Annotated in this window: 15 protein-coding genes and 1 pseudogene; 6 read left to right on the forward strand and 10 right to left on the reverse strand. The window is 65.0% G+C overall.

Annotated elements, in window-relative coordinates; genetic code table 11:
* Nucleotides 1-182: 182 nt before the first annotated feature.
* The 3 genes from GKE62_RS15130 to GKE62_RS15140 form a co-directional block, all read right to left on the reverse strand.
* Nucleotides 183-1,364 (reverse strand): IS91 family transposase, encoded by a 1,182-nt coding sequence (locus GKE62_RS15130; RefSeq protein ID WP_154692957.1) that lies wholly within the window; start codon nt 1,362-1,364, stop codon nt 183-185.
* A 6-nt stretch (nt 1,365-1,370) separates the two neighbouring features.
* Nucleotides 1,371-2,285: a tyrosine-type recombinase/integrase gene (locus GKE62_RS15135; protein WP_154692958.1), complete on the reverse strand. Its 915-nt coding sequence runs from the start codon at nt 2,283-2,285 to the stop codon at nt 1,371-1,373.
* A 614-nt stretch (nt 2,286-2,899) separates the two neighbouring features.
* On the reverse strand, nt 2,900-3,637 hold the full coding sequence (locus GKE62_RS15140; protein ID WP_195908440.1) for a TetR/AcrR family transcriptional regulator: 738 nt from the start codon (nt 3,635-3,637) through the stop codon (nt 2,900-2,902).
* 166 nt (nt 3,638-3,803) lie between these two features.
* Here GKE62_RS15140 and GKE62_RS15145 point away from each other — a divergent pair, with 166 nt between their 5' ends.
* Entirely contained in the window at nt 3,804-4,400 is a 597-nt protein-coding gene (locus GKE62_RS15145) for a carboxymuconolactone decarboxylase family protein (protein WP_154692960.1), read from the forward strand.
* Between the two features lie 2 nt (nt 4,401-4,402).
* Here GKE62_RS15145 and GKE62_RS15150 read toward each other — a convergent pair whose 3' ends face one another.
* Nucleotides 4,403-5,632, reverse strand: a complete 1,230-nt coding sequence (locus GKE62_RS15150) for a cytochrome P450 (RefSeq protein ID WP_154692961.1) — start codon at nt 5,630-5,632, stop codon at nt 4,403-4,405.
* Between the two features lie 125 nt (nt 5,633-5,757).
* On the opposite strand from GKE62_RS15150, the gene GKE62_RS15155 reads away from it, so the two are divergent.
* Nucleotides 5,758-6,177: a putative quinol monooxygenase gene (locus tag GKE62_RS15155; protein ID WP_154692962.1), complete on the forward strand. Its 420-nt coding sequence runs from the start codon at nt 5,758-5,760 to the stop codon at nt 6,175-6,177.
* Nucleotides 6,174-6,917 carry a glucose 1-dehydrogenase gene (locus GKE62_RS15160; RefSeq protein ID WP_154692963.1) on the forward strand — a complete coding sequence of 248 codons (744 nt, stop codon included), beginning with the start codon at nt 6,174-6,176 and terminating at the stop codon, nt 6,915-6,917. The genes GKE62_RS15155 and GKE62_RS15160 overlap by 4 nt, the downstream gene beginning before the upstream one ends.
* Nucleotides 6,918-7,501: 584 nt before the next feature.
* On the opposite strand, the gene GKE62_RS15165 is transcribed toward GKE62_RS15160, so the two are convergent.
* A complete protein-coding gene (locus GKE62_RS15165) occupies nt 7,502-8,200 on the reverse strand; it encodes a S41 family peptidase (RefSeq protein WP_154692964.1) in 699 nt (232 codons plus the stop codon).
* Nucleotides 8,201-8,218: 18 nt separating this feature from the next.
* On the opposite strand from GKE62_RS15165, the gene GKE62_RS15170 reads away from it, so the two are divergent.
* Complete coding sequence (locus GKE62_RS15170) at nt 8,219-8,845, forward strand: hypothetical protein (RefSeq protein WP_154692965.1); 627 nt, start codon at nt 8,219-8,221, stop codon at nt 8,843-8,845.
* A 107-nt stretch (nt 8,846-8,952) separates the two neighbouring features.
* On the opposite strand, the gene GKE62_RS15175 is transcribed toward GKE62_RS15170, so the two are convergent.
* The 5 genes and pseudogenes from GKE62_RS15175 to GKE62_RS19815 all read right to left on the reverse strand — a co-directional run.
* Nucleotides 8,953-9,726 (reverse strand): SDR family NAD(P)-dependent oxidoreductase, encoded by a 774-nt coding sequence (locus GKE62_RS15175; protein ID WP_154692966.1) that lies wholly within the window; start codon nt 9,724-9,726, stop codon nt 8,953-8,955.
* Nucleotides 9,723-10,727, reverse strand: coding sequence for an NADP-dependent oxidoreductase (locus GKE62_RS15180; protein ID WP_154692967.1), 1,005 nt, complete (start codon nt 10,725-10,727; stop codon nt 9,723-9,725). Before GKE62_RS15180 ends, GKE62_RS15175 begins: the two co-directional genes overlap by 4 nt.
* Nucleotides 10,728-10,739: 12 nt before the next feature.
* The gene (locus GKE62_RS15185) at nt 10,740-11,189 is read right to left on the reverse strand and encodes a DUF3237 domain-containing protein (RefSeq protein ID WP_154692968.1); all 450 of its coding nucleotides are present in this window, start codon (nt 11,187-11,189) and stop codon (nt 10,740-10,742) included.
* Nucleotides 11,189-12,589 (reverse strand): TonB-dependent receptor, encoded by a 1,401-nt coding sequence (locus tag GKE62_RS15190; protein ID WP_195908441.1) that lies wholly within the window; start codon nt 12,587-12,589, stop codon nt 11,189-11,191. The genes GKE62_RS15185 and GKE62_RS15190 overlap by 1 nt, the downstream gene beginning before the upstream one ends.
* 401 nt (nt 12,590-12,990) lie before the next feature.
* Nucleotides 12,991-14,370, reverse strand: a pseudogene (locus GKE62_RS19815) (TonB-dependent receptor plug domain-containing protein); the annotation flags it as partial.
* On the opposite strand from GKE62_RS19815, the gene GKE62_RS15200 reads away from it, so the two are divergent.
* The gene (locus tag GKE62_RS15200; protein ID WP_230206735.1) at nt 14,288-14,878 is read left to right on the forward strand and encodes a TetR family transcriptional regulator; all 591 of its coding nucleotides are present in this window, start codon (nt 14,288-14,290) and stop codon (nt 14,876-14,878) included. The pseudogene GKE62_RS19815 and the gene GKE62_RS15200 sit on opposite strands and share 83 nt — an antisense overlap.
* On the forward strand, nt 14,875-15,996 hold the full coding sequence (locus tag GKE62_RS15205) for a serine hydrolase domain-containing protein (protein WP_154692972.1): 1,122 nt from the start codon (nt 14,875-14,877) through the stop codon (nt 15,994-15,996). Before GKE62_RS15200 ends, GKE62_RS15205 begins: the two co-directional genes overlap by 4 nt.
* Nucleotides 15,997-16,286 lie beyond the last annotated feature (290 nt).

Here is a 16,286-nt window from a genome sequence, read left to right on the forward strand (position 1 = left end):
GCAGCTTCTATGCGCTGCGCGATGGCGTGCGGACTGACGGCTTCGATGCCTGACCCGGTCGTCGATCGGGGTGAGTGAGGAGATCGATGCCGTGAGCCTGGCCATGTCGGGGGAGAGTGGTGCGAACGCGGTCGGGTCCCGAAGCGAGGCTGCGCGGGACGGCTGCGATGATGCGTGGCGGATCACGCTGCGGCCCTTTCCGGTGACGGCGGCGCGCGCGGCAGGCGCCAGCGCTCGAAGATCTCGATGACGATCATGCGCCCGCCGCAGCAGGGGCAGGGCGGACGAACATCGACCGGTTCGTCGGGGGTGTCGTCGTTGGCGGGCGGAGCGACGGCCAGCAGCTGGCGCGCGAGGGCGATGCTGTCCTTGCGGGCTGAGCCGGCGAGCAGGCCGTAGTGGCGGATGCGGTGGAACCCGCGGGGCAGGACATGGAGCAGGAAGCGGCGGATGAACTCGTCGGCGGCGAGGGTCATGATCTGCTGCCGCTCGCCGCCGTCGCGGCGATAATCCTTGTAGCGGAAGGTGACCTGGTTGCCGTCGAACGCGATCAGTCGGCGGTTCGATATCGCGACGCGATGGGTGTAGCGCGAGAGATAGGCGAGCACCGCCGCGGGCCCGGCGAACGGCGGCTTGGCGTAGACCACCCAGCGTACCTTCCGGACCGGTGACAACTGGCGCAGCAACGCCTGCCGCTCAGTGAGGCCGGCGAGATGGCCGAAGAACGCGAGCCTGCCGGCGTCATGCAGCTCGAGCAGCCGGGTGAGGAACAGGCGGCGGAAGAGCTTGCCGAGCACGCGCACCGGCACGAGGAACGCCGGGCGTGATGAGATCCAGCGTGTCGTATCGGGTGCGATCCCACCGCCTGGCACCACCATGTGGACGTGCGGGTGATGGGTCAGCGCGGAGCCCCACGTGTGAAGCACCGCGGTGATCCCGATCCGTGCGCCGAGATGCTTCGGATCGGCCGCAATCGTCAGCATGGTCTCGGCCGCGGCGCGGAACAGCAGGTCGTAGACCACCGCCTTGCTGTGGAAGGCGATGTCGGCGACCTCGGCCGGGATCGTGAAGACCACATGGAAGTAGCCCACCGGCAACAGATCGGCCTCACGCTCGGCGAGCCAGGTCCGCGCCGCCTCGCCCTGGCACTTGGGGCAGTGCCGGTTGCGGCAGCTGTTGTAGGCGATCCGCCAGTGCCCGCAGTCCTCGCAGGCCTCGACGTGACCACCGAGCGCGGCGGTGCGGCAGTGCTCGATCGCCGACATGACCTTGAGCTGGTGCAGGCTCAGGTGCCCGGCGTGGGCGGCCCGGTACGTCGGACCCACGGCACGGAAGATATCGGCGACCTCGAGTAAGGTGCGCAACGCCCGTCAGCCGTCGGGCTTGGCCTCCGAGGCCACGAACAGGCCGAGCTTGTCGAGCGGGCTGGTCACCGCGCGCGCGATCCGTGTTGCGACCTTGGTGTAGCGCGCGGTGTTCTCGAGCTTGGCGTGACCGAGCAGCGCCTGGATCACGCGAATGTCGACGCCGTCCTCGAGCAGTTGGGTGGCGAAGCTGTGCCGCAGCGTATGCATGCCGACCCGCTTGGTGATCCCGGCCGCTTGCGCCGCTTCGACCACCACCCGGGACAGCTGCCGCGTGCTCAAGGGCTTCATCGCGTACTGCCCGGGGAACAGCCAGCCATCGCGGTGCAGCACGCCTTGCTCGCGTCCGACCTTCCACCACTCCCGCAACAGCACGAGCAGATCGGCCGAGAGCATGGCGTTGCGATACTCGCCGCCTTTGCCCTTCTCGACCCTGAGCAGCATGCGCTCGCTGTCCACGTCGCGCACCTTGAGCATGCCGACCTCGGCGACGCGCAGGCCGGCGCCATAGGCCACCGACAGCGCCGCTTGATGCTTGAGGCAAGTGGTTGCTTGGAGCAGCCGCGCGACCTCGTCCGGGCTGAGCACGACCGGAAGAACGCGGTGGTAGGGGACCCGGTACAGCTTGCGGGCGAGATCCGGCCGATCGACCGTGTGAGTGAAGAAGAACCGCAGCGCTGCAATCTTCGCGTTCATGGTCGTCCCGGTGACGCCGGTCTCGCGTTGCTCGAGCTGGTAGCGTCGCAGGTCTTCCGCACTCGCCGTATCCGGAGGACGGCCCAGAAACGTGGTGGAGCGCGCTATATCGCGAATGTAGTTGCGCTGCGTCGCGGCCGTGAACCGCCGCATGTCCATGTCTTCGATCAGCCGTCGGCGCAGCGGGCTCATCGGGGTCGGGGGAAGAGGAATGGTCGGGGTCATCGTCGGGCTCCTTGGTTGAAGGAGCCACCGCGGTCTGCCTCGCCCAGACGACACTCAACCCAGTCGCGACATCCGCGCGATCACTCTACCTCACCGCACGCACCCCTCCCGCGCAGCGGGTTCGTCCAACGGCCCCATTGCGCCTTGACGGAACAATTGGTGCGGTGCAGCATTACTTCGCTGTGGGCGCCTCAATGTCGCTCTTCGCGAACCCAGACATTTTGGAAAGGACCCAAATGGCCCGTTCTTCTCGAAATCCACCGCAGACGTACGGCGCACTCTCGTTTGTCAGCGACGCCGCCCGGGTGGTCTCTTTGCGCTTGATGCTCATTGGGTCAGGTAGTCCTGCGGGTTTAGCAGAGGTGCAATCAATGGTGAGCGAGAAGATAGCTGCGTTCATGCACGTGCAGTGGAAGCTTGTTACCGGCTCATACGGGCTCACATCTAACAGCATGGCAGGCGGAGTTTACAATCATTATGCCCGGATCGTGAGGGCGAACCGCAAACGTCTGTCCCTCTAACAATAAGGCGGGTGCACCGAGCCGCCTAGCCAAGGCCGGACCCTGGAGAGCTAGGCGGTCATGAACACTGAGGGTGCGCGACGAGGGCGGGTACTACCCGCTCAGTAAGTGAGCTGCGCGTCGCAACAGCTCGGCGGCTTCTTCGTGCCGCTCTCCAGTGGAATCAATCGGCTTTGCGTCGGCGGCATGAAGGCCAGTCGGGCGGGGGCCGCCAAGACCACGCCGCGCCCAAAACAGCCCGAGACATTCCTTGAGCATCGCTAGCAATTCAGCCTGCCAGCGCTCCGCCTCGTCCACAAAATTGTGCGCGGCCAGACCATTGATGAAGATGGACGTGAAGTGTCGAGCGACTTTGAGTTGATCGGTGCCGTCCGTCAGCGACGCCAGTTCCGGAAACGCGGCGATCGTCTCCTTGTGCAGTTGCTCTTCGTCGGCCTGCTGGAGCCGGGTAAGCACGGCATGCAAGGCAGGATCCGTGCGCGCCGCCGCCTCGATCTCGGCCATCGCGCGGTGCTCAGTCTCGCGCGTAAGCTGCCAAAGATAGTCGATACCCACCGCAATGCTGTCACGACCTTGTGCGGCAATGCGCATGCGATCGAAGTAGCGCCGCCGCCAGCTTTCGTAGACATGCTCCACTGCCGCGAGCCTCAAGTCTTCGATCACCGGGAAGTAGTACTGTATTTTACCTCTGGTCATCCGCGTCTCACGCGAGACCAGCGACATGTTGGCGCCAGGCCAGCCCTGACGAGCGATACATCGGACTGCGGCATCCAGAATCGCCGCGCGGGTTGCGTCGCCAGCTTGTTCGATCTGGAGGTCAGGGTCGCGCACAGAGATGGTCCTTCCGCGGACATACCGCTTTTATCAGTTTACGGCACTTCTGAACGATCGCAATAGGTTTCATGCATTAATGCTGCTTGTCTGTAACAGCGTGCGTGAGTCACCTTCAAGACGAATGTTCGATGGATAGACTTTGCATCAATCGAGGAGAGCGCCCGTGCCCCGAGTAAGCACCCTGCCTGCAGAACATTGGCGCGAAGATCTGCGCGACGTGGCCGCGGCTGATTCCGCGACCCTTGTCGAGCAAGGCATTGTTCGCGTCCTCGCGAACAGCCCCGACTTCGCCAAGGCCGTGCTCACCTTCGGTGGAGGACTCTACGGATCGACCGTGCTGTCGCGTCGCCTGATCGAACTCGTGCGGATCCGCGTCGCTTTCCACAACCAGTGCCGCAGTTGCATGGCAATCCGCTACCAATCGGCACTTGATGACGGATTGACCGAAGGCGCGGTCTGCTCGCTCGAGCGGCCGGAAGAGGCCGACGACTTGTCCGCGGCTGAAAAGGCGGCTCTGGTCTACGCCGACATCTCGTCGACCAACCATTTCGCCATCGACGACGGTACCTTCGCGGCGTTGCGCGTGCACTTCAATGAGCAAGAGATCGTCGAGCTCGGAACGTTCATCGCGTTTTTCATTGGCTTCGGCCGCCTGGCGGCGTCGTGGCACCTCGTCGACGATCTTCCCGAAGCCTATCGGCGCGATGACGGCCTGACGATCAAGCCGTGGCGCGAAGCGGCGATCGGTGTACGCGGCTGAAGTCAGCCAAGGTCGAATTCGAGCCACAACTCCTTGAGGGCGCGCAGCACGAAGCCGGGCTGGTGCTCGTAGGTGTTACAAAGCGGATCGAGCCGTAAGTTTGGCAGCCGGTTGATCAAAGCGTTAAACGCGATCTGCAACTCGAGCCGCGACAGGCCTGATCCGGGGCAGTGATGTTCGGCTTGGCTGAATGCCATGTGCCGCATCGCGTTGGGCCGGTCGAGCCGAACTGCGTCGGGCTCCTCGAATACCGCGGGATCACGGTTGGCGGCCGCAAAGCGCAGATGAAGCGTTGCTCCGCGAGGGATCGCCACCCCGCGTATTTCTGCGTCGCGGGTTGTGGTCCGGTACAGCCCCTGGGTCGGTGATTCGAGCCGGAGAACTTCTTCGACGAATCCCTTGATCCGCGAACGGTCGGCGCACAGCGCTGCATGGATCAGGGGCTCGCGCAACATGATCCATATCCCCGAGGCGAGCGCGTAAGCCGTGGTCTCGTTTCCGCCGATGTAAAGATGGTCGAGGATCTGCACGATCTCGCCGTCGTCAAGCGCGCGATCGTCGAGCCGGGCCTGGGCCAGTTCGCTGATGATGTCGTCGGCCGGTTCGGCGCGCCGGCGGTCGATCCAGCCTTTGAGGTACTGCTGAAACTCGACCCCCTTTTCGGCGACCCAAATTTCCTGGTCGCGACTGAGTCCGCGCGCGAATGGCAGCGCCCAGGCGTAGGACCATTCGGCAAGACGCGGTTGATCGGCTTCGGGCAGGCCGAGGAGGTCGCCAATCACCGCAGCGGGCAACGGTACCGCAAACCCAGCGACAAACTCGACTCGACCGGCATCGGCAAATTGGTCGATCAGCGCGGCGACCCGCCGCTTGATCATCGCGCGACTGCGTTCGAGCTGGCCTCCGGCGAAGAACGGATTGACGAGCGCGCGGAAACGGCGGTGTTCGGGCGGGTCTTGCGACAGCGGGAAAGCTTTGGGCCAGCCCCTCTGTCGATAGATTTCCCTGGCTTCAGGATGGAGCAGAAGCGGCTCGCCGCCGTGGCGGTCCGCCTCGGTGGAGAAGCGCTCGCTGTCGCGCACCACCATCGCGATGTCGTCGTAGCGCGTGAGCACGTAGAGCGTGGTTCCGGGCACCTGGTAGACCGGCGCGGTCTCACGCAGCTGGCGATAGGTCTCGTACCAGTGCTGGCCGGCCTTCGGCCCGAACAGATCGATCTGTGCGCTCGCCAAGTTGAAATCCTCCTTGCCCGTGCCGCCGCCTACCCGCTGAAGAGCATTGCAAGCAGCAGTGCTGCCTGTTAGTGAGATCCCAGCCAGTGTGGCAACTAGTAAATTGGGCCAGGGAGACCCGGGGGATGGCAACCGCGCTAATCCGCATGCGCATCAAGCAGGGTGAAACAGTAGCCTTCGAGGCCATGGCCCGGGCGCTTTACGATCAGTCGCACCACTGCGAGCGCGCTCTGTTGCGCTATGAATACTGGCGCGGACAGGAGCCCGGTACGTATTATTGCCTCCAGGCCTTCGCCGATTACGCTGGCTTCCTCACTTACGAGACTGCACCCTACCATGAGGCCGCGGCCGCACCGATCATGGCGCTTATTGCCGATTTCGACCTGCAATGGGTCGATCCGGTTGCCGGAGCGGCACCGCTGAACCCGTCGCTCGAACAATTGCTCGCTTCGGGCTCGGGCGACCGCGAGACGTTCTACGCCGGGCTCTTCCCGCTAAAGCGCGCGGCCTGGTGGCCGGCCACTGCGAGGAGTGAGCAGCCATGAACGGCAGGGTCGCTGGAAAGGTCGTGATTGTGACCGGCGGCGCGCGCGGACAGGGCGCGGCACATGCGCGCCGTCTAGCCGGCGAGGGCGCCTGCGTGATCGTCGCCGATCTGCGCGAAGACCAGGCCCAAGCGCTAGCTGCGGATCTCCCGAACGGGGCTTGGGCGATGCGCCATGACGTGGCCAATCCGGCCGACTGGGACCGGCTGATCGCGCGCGTCGGGGAACGCCACGGTCGGCTTGATGGACTCGTCAACAATGCGGGGATCGCCATCATGGCGGATCTGGGCGCAACAGACCTTGCGACCTATCAGCGCACGATCTCGATCAACCAGACCGGCACGTACTTGGGCATGGCCGCCGCCAGCTCGCTGATGAAAGCGACGGGTGGTGGTTCGATCGTCAACATCTCCTCGATCGCGGGGATCAAGGCCGATCCCCTGTTCTTCGCCTATACCGCCAGTAAGTGGGCGGTGCGCGGGATGACTCGCGCCGCGGCGCGCTCGCTCGCGCCCGATCGCATCCGTGTCAATGTCGTCATGCCCGGCATCATCGACACGCCGATGCTGACCGAAGCGGTTCCCGGGCTCGACGTCGCGGGCTTCGCAGCGGGCGCCACGCCGCTGGGCCGCGCCGGCCAGCCCGATGAGGTGGCAATGGCGATTGTCTACCTGATCTCTGATGAAAGTGCGTTCGTGACCGGGGCGGAACTGGCGGTCGATGGTGGAATCGTTGCCTGACCCTATTGCGCGGCTGGCCGGGCCCTTGCGACCTCCAAACAGCGCTCCGGTTGTGGACCCAAGGTGACCCCTATTCTCGGGCCCACGCTTCAACCTGACCGGCCGCGTCTAACAACGCGTTACCACGGGTCTAAGGGAAGGTTCCCCGGCACTTGGGGGAGATGGCCGGGGAACAGTCGTCGATGGGGCGAAGCTGCAACCCGCCGCGACCCAGCTACTAGCCGGCTGCCGCTAGCCAACGGTAACCGATCGGGTCAGTGAGTTGACTGCTGCGACAGCGGGCTGGCGAGCAGGCGCTCTGCCATTTTCTTCCAGATCGAGAACGGGTGCTTCTCGCGGCCAAGATCGCTTCGATATTGCCTCCTGTTTTCTGCTCCCGAGATCGTTTAGAACGCACGAACCCGTCGCATTGCGAGGAATGATCGCGTGCGCCGTCGCGGATGGCGAGCGACGGTACTGGCAGCGATGTCTGAGTGGATTTCCGGAACCGGTCCTTCCGGAATCGGCCCCGTTGCTGACTTTGCCCCCGCGCCCTGATCTATCCCGCTTCTAGCTACCCTTGAGGCAACAAATTTCGTCTATCTTCATGGTTTCGGTTGGCACCCAGACTCAACGTCAATTGCGGCCACAACCGGATCGATCGATCCATTCCGTTCGGCCTGCTCGAGGTAGACGCACGGCCGGAAGCTCGCGCGGGGCTGCCCCGGCACCGTAAAGAGTTCTTCGGTGCCAAGATCGATCTTGGCCTTGGACCCGGCGATAGTCTCGTTGCTCAGCGCACCTAACAAGTGGGCGAGTTCTGAGCCGACGGTAGTGGCGCCGATCGCATCGAAGCCGATCATCAACCCTTCGCCCATGCTGCCGGTCCAGTGACCGCCGGCCACATAGATCTTCCCCGAATAACGCTCGCCAAATGGCGCGACATACTCGACGAACTTGCGGGTCGGTCCATAGACGCGTGCTTCATAGGGGATCACGTGCATTTGGTATGGCATGTCTCGGGTTACGAAATGACCCATGATGCCACGCGCAACGCTCGTATTGCCTCCGCTCGGCGTGTTGCGAAGGTCGATCAACAACGCCCGGGTGTCTGCTAGCGAATGCAGCGCATTACCGAATTCGGCGATTAGCCCGTTGTTGCCCAAAGAATTGTTGATGCGGATGATCCCCAAGTCTCCGCGTCGCTCAGTCTCGAGCATTGGACCGCTCGACACGCGCTTTGCCTGCTCGGCGGTAGCGGCGAGGGTGAATCCCTTGCGCTTTTGCCCCGCGATCAACTCCATCGACCGGGGCTGGCCGCGATGGCCGGCAAGCGCTGTGTTGAGCGCGAAGTCGACCTGCGGCGGGGTAAGTTGCGCGAAGGGTCGTCCGGTGATCGCCTCAATCGACGCCCGGAGCGGCCGGCCGGCGATCGTTGCGATGGTCATACCGGGCCGAATGCCCTGGTTCGACGCGTCGCTCCCGGCGCGCACTTCTTCGACGCGGAAGTCCTTGCCGTTGTAGTGGGCGAAAATATCCGACGAGGTCGGAATGACTGCCCAGTCGCTCGCATCGAGCGGTCCGACGACGAAGTGGGGATCGGCGAAATTGTGCGCAACGAGCTGCAGTACATCGATGAATTCGGCATCGGTTCGCGCTGCCTTGGCGCGAGGCGCGAAGGTCGAAAGTATGGCATTTCCATCGATGCCGGGACGCTCGAGGTACGCGTAACCCCGGCGCACGAGTTGCTCGAACGAAGTCCACGCCGCACTGCTGTCGAAGGCGCCCGGCGGGTCCTCGGCTCGAAGGTGGTGCGAAATCACACCCAGCAGCAGTGCTGCGGTAAGGCGACGGTTTCGGAGCCGAACGAGCATTGGCGCCGACTTACCCGCATCTGCGCGAGGCGTCGCGCCGATAATGCGCCTTCCTCTGACGAGTTGCGGGCGTGAGGGACACGATAGGTCATCCGATTAGGCAGCTTCGGTGGCAATCCGACCCTAGAGTTACCAGTCCCCTAGCGGCCCCCAAAAGGCCGCTTTCCCAAGCTTCGACCGTATCAGAGCGTCATACCTGCATCAGCGATGAGGTTGGCGCCGGTGATCTGGGCCGCGCTCTCACTCATCAAAAGCGCGATCAGCTCCGCGATCTCGTCCGCGCTTGCATAGCGTCGCAGCGGCGTGCGGATAGCAAGGGCGTCGAAAGCACCGTTCTCGCTGCCGGTCTGCTCGGCCAGCGCCTCGAAGAAGTCCAGTCCCCGGAAAAGAGGTGTCCGCACCCCTCCGGGTGAGATTGCGTTGACGCGAATACCTCTTGGCGCGGCCTCAAGCGCGGCAATCTTGGCCAGTTGGACGATGCCAGCCTTCGACGCCCCGTACCCGGCAGAACCCGCCGATGGCTTCACCCCCATCGACGAGCCGACCATGACGATAGAGCCGCCATCCTCGATCAGCCGCAGCGCGGCGCGTGTGGTCAGAAAGGTCCCGGTCAGGTTGACCGCCAGCACCCGCGACCAGACTTCGGGATCGAGCTCGACGATCGGTTGCGTCTCGTGCCCGATCCCGGCGTTGGCCAGCGCGAACCCGATGTTGCCGAAGCGATCGGCGATCCGGGCCACGAAGTCTTCCCAGACCGAGGCGTCGCCGACATCGCCGGCGGCGACCAGCGAAGGGCACGGCAGGTCGCCCGCCAGTCGCGCAAGCCCGTCGGCGTCGCGATCGAGCAGCGCGAGCCCCTTGGTACCCTCGGCAGCGGCAAGGCGGGCGAAGGCTGCGCCGATGCCCGAAGCCGCGCCGGTGACCAGGCCGACCTTGCCCGAGAAACGCGCGCTCATGCCACGCGGACCAGCATCTTGCCGTGGTTCGCCCCGTCAAACAGCAGATTGAGGGCTTCCGGTGCTCGGTCGAGCCCGTCGACGATCGTCTCGTCGGCCACGATCCGGCCGGCGCGCAGCCATTCGACCAGCTGGCCCACCGCCTTCGGCCACAGCTTCTCGCAATCGATCAGGTTGAAGCCCTGGACCTTGAGCCGCTTGGCCATAATCGACGCCCAGTCGTAGCGCGTCGAGCCGCGCCCTTCGTAGATGGAGATCATGCCCGACAGCGCGATCCGCCCGCGCGCGTTCATCCGCGCGATTGCCGTCTCCATGACGGCGCCGCCGACATTCTCGAACAGCACGTCGATCCCTTCTCGAGTGGTCGCGCGAAGCTGCTCGGCAAAGTCGTCGGCGCGATAATCGACCGCGGCATCGAAGCCGTAGCGTTCGACGAGCATTCGTACCTTGTCCGATCCGCCAGCGACGCCGACGACGCGGGCGCCCCGCAGCTTGGCGATCTGACCGGCGGCCGAGCCGACCGAGCCGGCTGCGGCGGTCACCACCGCGGTGTCGCCTTCGCCGACCCCGGCGACTTCGACCATGCCGGCATAGGCGGTCACCCCGTTCGGACCGCAAATGCCAAGGAACCTCTCGGGAGCAACGTCGAGCCCAGTTGGAACTTTCGCCAGGCCCAGCGCGCCGCCCGGGCGCAGCAGCGCATAGTCCTGCCAGCCGGTCATTCCAAACACCAGGTCCCCCGGCGCAAAACCGTCGAGCCGGGAGTCGACGACTTCGGCGAGTCCGCCCGCGCGCATCACCTCGCCGAGAGCGACCGGCGGCATGTACTGCGGCACATCCTTCATCCACACCCGATTGGTCGGGTCCACCGAGAGGAACAGGGTGCGCGCAAGCACCGCGCCGTCCTCGACCGGGGGCGGCTGCGATTCCTCGTAGGAGAAATCATCGAGCGAGACGCGGCTCTCGGGCCGGCGGGCGAGCTTGAGTTGGCGGTTGATCATCTCGAGGGACCTTCAAACGACCGCGTAAAGGCGATAGCGGAGCCAGCGCTCCCGGGCGTTGGAAATGCCCTTGCCGATGCACTGCAAGCCATTGAGCCAGGCGTAGCGGGCGTCGCCGGTCTCGTAGCGCGGGCTGACGAAGACCGGGTGCACGCCGCCCGGATCGAATTGCACCCGGCCGCGATACTCGGAGAATATCAACGCGCCGTCGTCGGTCTTGAGGGTGGCCCGGACATCGAGCGCACCGCTCCCTCCATCGGCCGATACCGTTACCCAATCGGCGGCCGCGGTCCCGGCCAGCGAGGCCTTGAGCCGGGGGCCTTCGACGCGTGCCGCGGTGACGTCGACGATCAGGCGTCCGCCGAACGGGGCATCGAGCAGCGCGTGCGCCGGCGCGAGCTGGGCCTCGACGTTGCCGAGGAACTCGAGCCGCGCCTCGGGCAAGGCGTCGAAGACCCTCATCAGAACCGCACCGTACCGGTCACGCCGTAAGTGCGCGGGGCATTGTAAGTCCTGTTGCCAAAACCGAGCGACGCAACGTTGAGACCCTGGACGACGTGCTGGTTGTCGGTGAGGTTCTTGCCCCACAGCGCCACCTCCCAGCGGTCGTCGGCCGCGCCCACCGCGATCCGCGCGTCGAGCAGCCAATAGGCGCCCGACTTGATCAGCGGATCGTTGGCCGCGTCCTTGAACACGCCGTCGCTGTAGCGCGCGCTGGCGAGCATCGAGGCCTTGAGCGTCGTCCACAGCGGAAATTCGTAACGGGCGCGGCCGTTGAAGGTGAACGAGGGCGCATTGGGGAGTTCGTTCCCGGCAGCGACCGGGCCGGCGCCGGTGACGAAGCTGCCGAGGCGGGTCTTGAGCAGTCCGATTCCGGCGAACAGGTCGAGACCCGTGAGCGGCCGCCAATCGACATCGAGATCGGCGCCGTAGACTTTGGCGTGGCCGATATTGCCGAGCCGCTGGACCGGAATGGCGCCGCCGTCGTCGCGGACGAACGTTTGGACGTCGTCGTAATCGTAGTAGAACAGCGCGGCGTTGGCGAGGATCGTACGGCCGGCTAGCCGCGCATGTCCGCCGACTTCGTAGGCCGTCAGCGTCTCCGGACGATAGGGGATCAGCGCGCGATTGTCGGTGGTGATACCGCTGAAGAAGCCGCCGCTCTTCCGGCCTCGGGAAATGCTTGCGTAAATCAGGCTGCCGCCCGGCGTCGGTTTGTACTCGAGCGCAATCCGCCCGGTCAGGTTGGTGTCGGAGATGCTGTCGTCACGGAAGGTGAGGGCGACGGGTCCGGGCACGCCAGGCGCACACAGTCCGGCCGGCGTGCACAGGAAGCTGAATCCGAGCGGGTTGAGGTCGGTGGTTCCACCGACGTAGCTGCGCTTCTCCCAAGTGAGGCGCAGCCCGGTCACCAGCGAGAGCCGGTCCCCAAGGCTCCAGTCGACATTGGCGAACGTCGCCGCCGAATCCGTCTTCTGGTCGGCGTCGATCTGGGTCTGGGTGACGAACAGGTCGAGATGGTCGCCCGGGGTGCGAACCGTGACGCGATCGTGCGAGTAGAACGCGCCGATCAGCCAGTCCGAGACGCCGAGCTGGCCGAACAGGTGCAGTTCCTGCGTGAACTGCCTGATTTTGTCGTTCTGGACGAAATCGACCTGGCGCGCGGGTGTGGCGTCGGAATCGATGTCGAAGCCGCGGTCCTGCCAGCGGTACCCGGTGATCGAGCGCAATTCGACCGCGCCAAGATCGGCCTCGACCTTAAGCGTCGCGTCCCAGCTGTCGATGTCGTAGAACGCGTCGCGCGCCCAGTCGCGCGGAACGGATCGCCATCGGTGTCGGTGTAGCCGAAAAAGTCGGTGCACTGACTGTTGTCGACACGACCGGCCAGTACCGGCGCGCAGGGACCGCCGGTCAGCGGGTTGACGGTCCCGAAGAACTCGCCTTGGCCCATCTCGGAGCGCGAGCGCAGGCCTTCGACCTTGAGCGTGACCGCGAGGGCATCGTCCGGTCTCCAGCTGAGCTGCGCCCGGCCTGTCAAAATGTTGCGCTCGCCCAGCGTTTCGCCGGGAAGACGACGGCTGGTCCAATACCCTTTGCCCTGCTGAACCGTGCGGGCGGAGACTCGGGCGGCCAGCGTATCGCTGAGTGGCACGTTGACGAAGCCTTCCGCTTCGAACGCATTGAAGTTCCCGTACCCGGCCGAGGCGCGCGCGGAGAACGAGTCGTCGGGCCGCGCGGTGAGAATGTTGACCGCGCCGGCGGTCGAATTGCGTCCGTAGAGCGTGCCTTGCGGACCCTTGAGCACCTCGATCCGTTCGAGATCATAGATCTCGCTGCTCATGAGCGCGATCGAGGCGAGCGGCACCTCGTCGACGTAGACCCCGGCGGAGGGGCTGTTGGTCGAACTGAAGTCGTCGAGGCCGATCCCACGGATGGTCACCACGGGGAGCGCACCGGGCACCTGCTCCTTGATGTCGACGTTGGGGACGGCCGCAGCAATGTTTTCGATCTGGCTGATCCGCGCTTCCTGGATCGAGCGCTCGGACAGCGCAGCGATGCTTATTCCCACATCGGTTAGCTGCTGCTCACGCCGCTGCGCGGTGACGACAATTTCCCCGGAGACGCCGGAGCTGCCGTCGTCCGCCGCAGTCGTGGAGGCTTGGCCAAGGGCGCAAGTCGGGACGGCGGTGGCGCTCAGGAAAGCGAGGGTCAGTCCGCTGCGGATCCTTGTTGCCTTGAGCATTTTCTTTCTCCCCAGACCCGGTTGGCTTGTGCCAGTGCTTGTAGCACCTGTTTTACATATGAGTATGTTTGCATATCGACACGTCGAATTGGGCTTGTCAAGTGATTTGACATATGCGTATGTCTTTCTACCGAGGAGCCAGATGAGCCAGTCGACAATCACGCCAATCGCGTTGCCGTCCGGCCGTGCCGCCAGGCGGAGCCGGCGCGATTTGCTGCTCGACGAGGCCGCCCGCCAGCTCAACGCACGGGGATTGCCCAAACCGCGCTGCTCGACGTCGCGGCGGCGCTCGGGCTGTCGCGGGCCGCGGTGTACTACTACGCGGACGATCGGCAGGATCTCGTCTTTCAGTGCTACCGGCGCTCGTGCGAAGCGCTGGCCCGCGACCTTTCTGCGGCTGCGCAAGCGCCGGGATCCGTGCTTGATCGCGTTGAGGCGTTCGTCACCCGTCGCCTTGATCAGGCCGCGGTCGAGGAAGCGGTGCTCAGCGAGATCGCCTATCTCGATGATGAGCAGCGGGCGACGATCGACGCGCTCGTCGCCGGCGTGCTGGCGCAGCTGCGCGAACTGATCGACTCCGGCCAACAACGCGGCGAGGTCCGCAGATGCGACCTCGGCGATCGTCGCCCAGGCGGTGTTCGGAATGATTTCGTGGATTCCTCTGGCGCCGCGCTGGCTCGAGGACGACCCCGAGCTGCGAGCGCGAAGCACGGCAGCAGCGGTAGACCTGTTTCGAAACGGTATGGCCAAACGGCCGGAGACGATTCTCGAACTTCCCCGGATCGACGTGACGGCGCTTCGGGCGCCGCGCGGCAATGTGTTCAGCCGCGAGGCCGCGGCCGCGATGAAGACCGAGGAATTGCTGCGCACCGCCTCGCGGCTGTTCAATCGCAAGGGCATCGATGCCACATCGCTCGACGAGATCGGCGCCGCGCTGGGTGCGACCAAGGGCGTGATCTACCATTACCTCAGCGACAAGCCGGATCTGGTCGCCAAATGCTATCGCCGTGCCTTCGATCTCGGCGACCGCATCCTCGAGGCAATGGCGCGGTTCGAGGGCGAAGGCGTTGCCCGCGCCGCCGCCGGGTTTCGCTTGCTGGTCGAAATGAACGCGCGCGCCGAATTCTCGCCACTCGCGCCTCTGGCTGGGGTCGAGGCGCTCAAGCCAGATGCCCGCGACGAAATCACCGCGCTGGCGCGGCGGTCCGAGCACGCCTTTCCCGCAGCGGTCGAGGCCGGGATTGCCGACGGCAGCATGCGCGAGGTCGACCTGCTGGGAACCGGCGTGGCACTGGCGGGGACGTTCGGCTGGATCCCGAAATGGTTCGACGGCGAGGACGAGGAGCGCATCCAGAGCATCGCTGACGAGTTTCAGCGGCTCTATTTATTCGGGCTGAAGGCGCGATGATCGAAGGGTTCGTCGCCCAAGGCTTCGAGGCCGTACGCGATGCCTTCGCCGCCAACTTCGAACGGCCGCTCGCCTATCGCGAGGTCGGCGCTTCGCTTGCGGTCTATCGCTGCAGTGAATGTGTGGTCGATCTTTGGGGCGGCCACCGCGACCGGGAAGGGTCGGTTCCGTGGACTCGCGATACGCTGGTCAACCTCTGGTCGACCACCAAGGGGATCGCCGCGATCTGCGTCGCCATCCTCGTCGATCGCGGGCGGTTGCGCTACGAGGATCGGGTTGCGGACCACTGGCCCGAATTCGCTGCGCAAGGAAAGGCTGAGATCACGGTCGCCCAACTGCTTTCGCACCAGGCCGGGCTCCCCGGGTTCGTCGAGCCGACCAGCGTCGATGAACTGTTCGATCAGCCGCTGTGCGCGGACCGTCTCGCCCGCCAGGCGCCCCTGTGGGAACCGGGCACCGTCAACGGATATCATGCCGCGACTTGGGGCACGCTGGTCGCTGAAATCGTTCGGCGGGTTGACGGCCGCACGCTCGGCCAGTTTCTGCCCGACGAACTCGCCGGACCGGCACAGGCCGATTTCTGGCTGGGCCTCCCGCAAAATCTGGCAGCGCGCGTGGCCGACATCATTCCGTCGCAAGAGCCGGTCGATCTCGACACGCTCGATATGAACCCCGCTATGCAATTGGCTTTGGCCAGCCCGCAACTTGACCCGATCCGTGCCAACGCTCCGGATTGGCGCAGCGCTGAGCTGCCAGCGCTGAATGGCCACGGCTCGGCGCAGGGCATTGCCCGGATCTACGCAGCGGCCCTGTCGGGTGCGGTGCTGTCGGAGCAAACCCTCGAAGCGATGACTGCGATCGCCGCGGATCGGACCGACCAGGTGCTCGGCTTCAACCCGCAATGGGCGATGGGGCTCATGGTCAACGGTAGCAGCGCGATGGGGCCTGCGCGCGCCGCCTTCGGACATGGCGGCTGGGGCGGCTCGGTCGGATGCGCAGACCGGGAGAGCGGAATCGCGATGGGCTATGCGCCCAATCACATGGGCGCGGACCTCGTCGGCGATCCACGCGCTATATCGCTTTGTCATGCCGTGTTTGGGTGTGCTTCGGCTGCGTGAAGGCGTCGAGCTTCGTGCCTCCATTTTCGAACGGAAGTTAGCGTGCCTTAGGCCCGCACCACCTATTATGGCGGGAGTAGTCTCGCTTAACTGGTCCCCCTTACACGCCTCATGTGTTCGCAAGTCGCCATTCCGGTACCGGCCCCGCTTCCGCCGTTCGGTAACGCGCTTCATTCCGGCCGTTCAAGGGCGAGGACCTAGGCCCCAGAAACAGTCGTCATGTAGACGCTTTGCGCGTGATTTTTTAGCGCCAGCCGCTGGCCGTCGGATCACCGATGGTAGAAGCGGCG

This window comes from Novosphingobium sp. Gsoil 351 (assembly GCF_009707465.1).
In the GTDB taxonomy this organism is placed as follows: domain Bacteria; phylum Pseudomonadota; class Alphaproteobacteria; order Sphingomonadales; family Sphingomonadaceae; genus Novosphingobium.